The organism is Variovorax sp. 01T439_2, assembly GCF_056398445.1.
The window spans coordinates 1-5,081 of the sequence record NZ_JBFTPJ010000393.1 but is presented as its reverse complement, the minus strand read 5'-3'; the positions used below and the strand labels follow the sequence as shown (position 1 = coordinate 5,081).

Annotated in this window: 6 protein-coding genes; 5 read left to right on the top strand and 1 reads right to left on the bottom strand. The window is 67.1% G+C overall.

Translation table 11 applies throughout. From position 1 onward, the window contains the following. The 5 genes from AC1DOC_RS18515 to AC1DOC_RS18495 all read left to right on the top strand — a co-directional run. Positions 1 to 801, top strand: an 801-nt coding sequence (locus AC1DOC_RS18515; RefSeq protein ID WP_478130239.1) for an NADH-quinone oxidoreductase subunit M, incomplete at its 5' end; no start/stop codon positions are given. 107 nt (positions 802 to 908) lie between these two features. Beyond that, positions 909 to 2,396, top strand: a complete 1,488-nt coding sequence (gene nuoN, locus AC1DOC_RS18510) for an NADH-quinone oxidoreductase subunit NuoN (protein ID WP_018905857.1) — start codon at positions 909 to 911, stop codon at positions 2,394 to 2,396. A 16-nt stretch (positions 2,397 to 2,412) separates the two neighbouring features. Continuing rightward, on the top strand, positions 2,413 to 2,721 hold the full coding sequence (locus AC1DOC_RS18505; protein WP_018905858.1) for a DUF2818 family protein: 309 nt from the start codon (positions 2,413 to 2,415) through the stop codon (positions 2,719 to 2,721). A gap of 5 nt (positions 2,722 to 2,726) precedes the next feature. Continuing rightward, entirely contained in the window at positions 2,727 to 3,332 is a 606-nt protein-coding gene (locus AC1DOC_RS18500; protein ID WP_026284159.1) for an NUDIX domain-containing protein, read from the top strand. A 7-nt stretch (positions 3,333 to 3,339) separates the two neighbouring features. Further along, the gene (locus AC1DOC_RS18495) at positions 3,340 to 3,813 is read left to right on the top strand and encodes a DUF1178 family protein (RefSeq protein WP_028254212.1); all 474 of its coding nucleotides are present in this window, start codon (positions 3,340 to 3,342) and stop codon (positions 3,811 to 3,813) included. An 18-nt stretch (positions 3,814 to 3,831) separates the two neighbouring features. Here AC1DOC_RS18495 and AC1DOC_RS18490 read toward each other — a convergent pair. Next, positions 3,832 to 5,081, bottom strand: a 1,250-nt coding sequence (locus AC1DOC_RS18490; RefSeq protein ID WP_478130238.1) for an ATP-binding cassette domain-containing protein, incomplete at its 5' end; no start/stop codon positions are given.

Here is a 5,081-nt window from a genome sequence, read left to right as displayed (position 1 = left end):
GTCCACACCTGGCTGCCGGACGTGCACGTCGAGGCGCCGACCGGCGGCTCGGCCGTGCTGGCCGCGATCATGCTGAAGCTCGGCGCCTACGGCTTCCTGCGCTTCTCGATGCCGATCGCACCCGATGCCTCGCACGAATGGGCCTGGCTCATGATCGCGCTGTCGCTGATCGCGGTGATCTACGTCGGCCTGGTGGCGCTGGTGCAGGAAGACATGAAGAAGCTCGTGGCCTACTCGTCGGTTGCCCACATGGGCTTCGTGACGCTCGGCTTCTTCATCTTCAACGAGCTGGGCGTGTCCGGCGGCATCGTGCAGATGATTGCCCACGGCTTCGTCTCGGGCGCCATGTTCCTTGGCATCGGCGTGCTCTACGACCGCGTGCATTCGCGCCAGATCGCCGACTACGGCGGCGTGGTCAACACCATGCCCAAGTTCGCCGCGTTCGCGCTGCTGTTCGCCATGGCCAATTGCGGCCTGCCGGGCACCGCCGGTTTCGTGGGCGAGTGGATGGTCATCCTGGGCGCGGTCAAGTCCAACTTCTGGATCGGCGCCGGCGCCGCCACCGCGCTGATCTTCGGCGCGGCCTACACCCTCTGGATGTACAAGCGCGTGTACCTCGGCCCGGTCGGCAACGACCATGTCAAGGAACTCACCGACATCAATGCCCGCGAATTCCTGATGCTGTCGCTGCTGGCCATTGCCGTGCTGTGGATGGGCATCCATCCGAAGCCGTTCACCGATGTGATGGACGCTTCCGTGACCGAGCTTCTTCGCCATGTGGCGATCTCGAAGCTGCCCTGATATGACCCCCACGTTTGCGGCTACGCCGCTGCTCTGCCCCCCGAGGGGGCCCTGGACCGGCTTGGGGCGGCCCTGCGCCGTCCAGCCACGCTGAAGAAGAGAACGAGATGATTGACAAACTCAGCTGGGTCGCGATCTACCCCGAAATCGTGCTGCTGGTCATGGCCTGCATCATTGCGCTGGTCGACCTGTCGAGCACCAGTGCGCAGCGCACGCGCACCTACATCCTGACGCTGCTCACGCTGGCCGCGGTGGCCGTGCTCACGGGCCTTGCCGCCAACGACGGCAAGACGGTCTACGGCTTCGGCGGCATGGTCGTGAGCGATCCCATGGGCAACTGGCTCAAGTGCTTTGCCACGGTGGCCCTGATGGTCACGCTGGTCTACGGACGGCCCTATGCGGCGGACCGCGACATGCTGCGCGGCGGCGAGATGTTCACCATCGGCATGTTCGCGCTGCTGGGCATGTTCGTGATGATCTCGGGCAGCAACTTCCTCTTGATCTACCTGGGTCTCGAACTGCTCACGCTGTCGAGCTATGCGCTGGTGGCGCTGCGCCGCGACAACGCGGTGGCCAGCGAAGCGGCCATGAAGTATTTCGTGCTCGGCGCCATGGCCAGCGGCTTCCTGCTCTATGGCCTGTCGATGCTGTACGGCGCGACCGGTTCGCTCGACACCAACGAAGTGTTCAAGATCATCGCGAGCGGCAAGGTGAACCACCAGGTGCTGGTGTTCGGCCTGGTGTTCATCGTGGCAGGCCTGGCCTTCAAGGTGGGGGCGGCGCCTTTCCACATGTGGGTGCCCGATGTCTACCAGGGCGCTCCGACGGCGGTCACGCTGCTGATCGGCGCGGCGCCCGAGCTGGCCGCCTTTGCCATCATCATCCGCCTGCTGGTGGAAGGGCTGCTGCCGCTGGCCATCGACTGGCAGCAGATGCTGGCGCTCCTGGCCATCGCCTCGCTGCTGGTGGGCAACCTGGCCGCCATCGCGCAGACCAACCTCAAGCGCATGCTGGCCTACTCGACCATTGCGCAGATGGGCTTCATGCTGCTCGGCCTGGTGGCGGGCGTGGTCAACGGCAACACCTACAACGCACAGTTCGCCTACAGCGCCTCGATGTTCTACATCGTGACCTACGTGCTGACCACGCTGGCGAGCTTCGGCATCATCCTGCTGCTGGCGCGCGAGGGTTTCGAAAGCGAAGAGATCACCGACCTGGCCGGCCTGAACCAGCGCAGCCCGCTGTACGCGGGCGTGATGGCCATCGCCATGTTCTCGCTGGCGGGCCTGCCGCCGCTGGTCGGTTTCTACGCCAAGCTGGCGGTGCTGCAGGCGCTGATTGCCTCGGGCCAGGCGCTCTACATCGGCCTGGCGGTGTTTGCGGTGGTCATGTCGCTGATCGGCGCCTTCTACTACCTGCGCGTAGTCAAGGTCATGTACTTCGACGCTCCGGTCACGGCCAGCACCGTGTCGGCGCCGCGCGACGTGCGCACCGTGCTGTCGATCAACGGCCTGCTGATCCTCGTGCTGGGCATCGTTCCCGGCGGCCTCATGACGCTGTGCGCCAAGGCCATCGTGGCCACGCTGGCGAACTGATCCCGGCCCGCCCACGGTGTCGCAAACCGCATCGGTCTGGGTCGTTCTGCTGGTGGCGCTGCTGGCGGCCAACCTGCCGTTCTTCAATGACCGGCTGTTCGGCGTCGTGCCCCTGGCCACGCGGCCCAAGCCGCTTTCGGTGCGGCTCGCCGAACTGGTGGTGCTGTACTTCGCCGCGGGCGGCGTGGGTTTGCTGTTCGAAAGCCGGGCAGGGCAGATCGCCCCGCAGGGCTGGGAGTTCTACGCGGTGACCGGCGCGCTTTTCATCGTGCTGGCCTTTCCAGGGTTCACCTGGCGCTACCTCATGAAGCACAGGCACGGATGACCGACATGACTTCTCCCATCGCCGATTCGCACCTGAAGGAAGAACGCACGGCCAGCGAGGTGCTGGTCAAGGGCAACTTCCTCCAGGTCTGCCGCGACACCGTGCGCCTGCCCGACGGCCACAGCGCCACACGCGAGTACGTGATCCACCCGGGCGCGGTGGTGGTGATTCCGCTGCTCGACGACGGCCGCGTGGTGCTGGAGCGGCAGTACCGCTATCCGGTCGGGCATGTGATGGTCGAGTTTCCGGCCGGCAAGCTCGATGCGGGCGAAGACCCGCTGGTGTGCGGCCAGCGCGAACTGCTCGAGGAAACCGGCTACACCGCGAGCGAATGGGCCTACGCCGGCGCCATGCACCTGGCCGTGGCGTATTCCACCGAGATCATCCACATCTACTTTGCGCGCGGCCTGTCGCTCGGCAAGCGGCAACTCGACCACGGCGAGTTTCTCGACGTGTTCACGGCCACGCCGGCCGAAGTTGCGCTCTGGTGCCGCGACGGCACGCTCACCGATGCCAAGTCGCTGACCTGCACGCTGTGGCTGCAGAACGTTCTTTCGGGTGCATGGTCACTCGATTGGCAAGCCACCGCTTCGCAGGGCGGCGCGGGATAATCCGCGCATGAAGGTTCTCGATCTGCGCTGCTCGCATGGCCACGGCTTCGAAGGCTGGTTTGCGTCCAATGAGGCTTTCGAAACCCAGCTGGCCGCCGGACTGGTGGAATGCCCGGTGTGTGCCGACACGCGCATCGTCAAGCTGCTGAGCGCGCCGCGCCTGAACCTGGGCAACGCGAAGGCGCCGGCAGAGGCCGCTGCGGCATCGGCATTGCCATCTTCGGTGCCCGCCAAGGCCCAGCTCCCGGCCGAACAGTCCCCGGAGGCCCGCTGGATGCGCGCCGTGCGCGAGGTTCTCGCAAAGACCGAGGACGTGGGCGACCGTTTTGCCGACGAGGCGCGCAGGATGCACTACGGCGAAGCCGAAGAGCGCGGGATCCGCGGCCAGGCGACCCGCGAGCAGGCCGAGGCGCTGCTCGAAGAGGGCATTCCGGTGATGGCCCTGCCCATCCCCGCAGCGCTCAAGGAAACGCTGCAGTAGTCTGCAGCCGGTCCAGCATCAAGCCGTGAACTGCAGCGCGGCCAGGCGGGCATAGACCCCGCCTTGCGCCACCAGCGTGGCGTGCGTTCCCTGTTCGACGATGCCGCCATGGTCCAGCACGATGATGCGGTCGGCCTTCTGCACGGTGGCCAGGCGGTGCGCAATCACCAGCGTTGTGCGGCCTTCCATGGCCGATTCGAGCGCCGCCTGCACCATGCGCTCGCTCTCCGCATCGAGCGCGCTGGTGGCTTCGTCGAGCAGCAGCAGCGGCGGGTTCTTGAGAATGGCGCGCGCAATCGCGATGCGCTGGCGCTGTCCGCCCGACAGGCGCACGCCCCGTTCGCCCAGGAAGGTGTCGTAGCCCTCGGGCAGCGCCTGCAGGAAATCGTGCGCAAAGGCCGCGCGCGCGGCGGCATGCACTTCGTCGGTGGTCGCGTCGGGGCGGCCGTAGCGGATGTTCTCCAAGGCGCTGGCCGAGAAGATCACGGCGTCCTGCGGCACCAGGCCGATGCGGGTGCGCAGCTCGGGCAGCGCAAGCGAGGCCAGCGGCGCGCCGTCCAGCAGCAGGCGGCCCGATTGCGGATCGTAGTAGCGCAGCAGCAGCTGGAACACCGTGCTCTTGCCGGCGCCGCTCGATCCCACCAGGGCCACCGTTTCGCCGGGCGCGATGTCGAGGCTGAAGTCCTTGAGCGCCGGCGTGCCGGGCCGCGAGGGGTAGTGGAAGGTCACCGCCTCGAGCTGGACGGCGCTACCGGCCACGGGGACGGGCGCAGCCACCGGATCGGGTGGTGAAACGATGGCCGCCGGGGCATGCAGCAGTTCCATCAGGCGCTCGGTTGCGCCGGCCGCGCGCAGCAGGTCGCCGTAGACTTCGCCGAGTACCGCGGTCGCACTCGCAAGAATGGCCACGTACACCACCGTCTGGCCCAGGTGGCCGGCCGTGATGTCGCCGCGCAGCACCGCCTGCGTGCCCTGGTAGAGGCCCCAGAGCAGCGCCGCCGAGGTGGCGATGATGATGAAGGCCACCAGCACGGAACGCGCCTTGGTGCGGCGTACCGCGGTCTTGAAGGCGTTCTCGGTCGAGGCCTTGAAGCGGCCGGCCTCGCGCGATTCGGCCGTGTAGCTCTGCACCACCGGAATTGCGTTGAGCACCTCGGCCGCGATGGCGCTCGAATCGGCCACGCGGTCCTGGCTCTCACGCGAGAGCTTGCGCACGCGCCGGCCGAACCACATGCTCGGCAGCACCACCAGCACCAGGATGCCCAGCA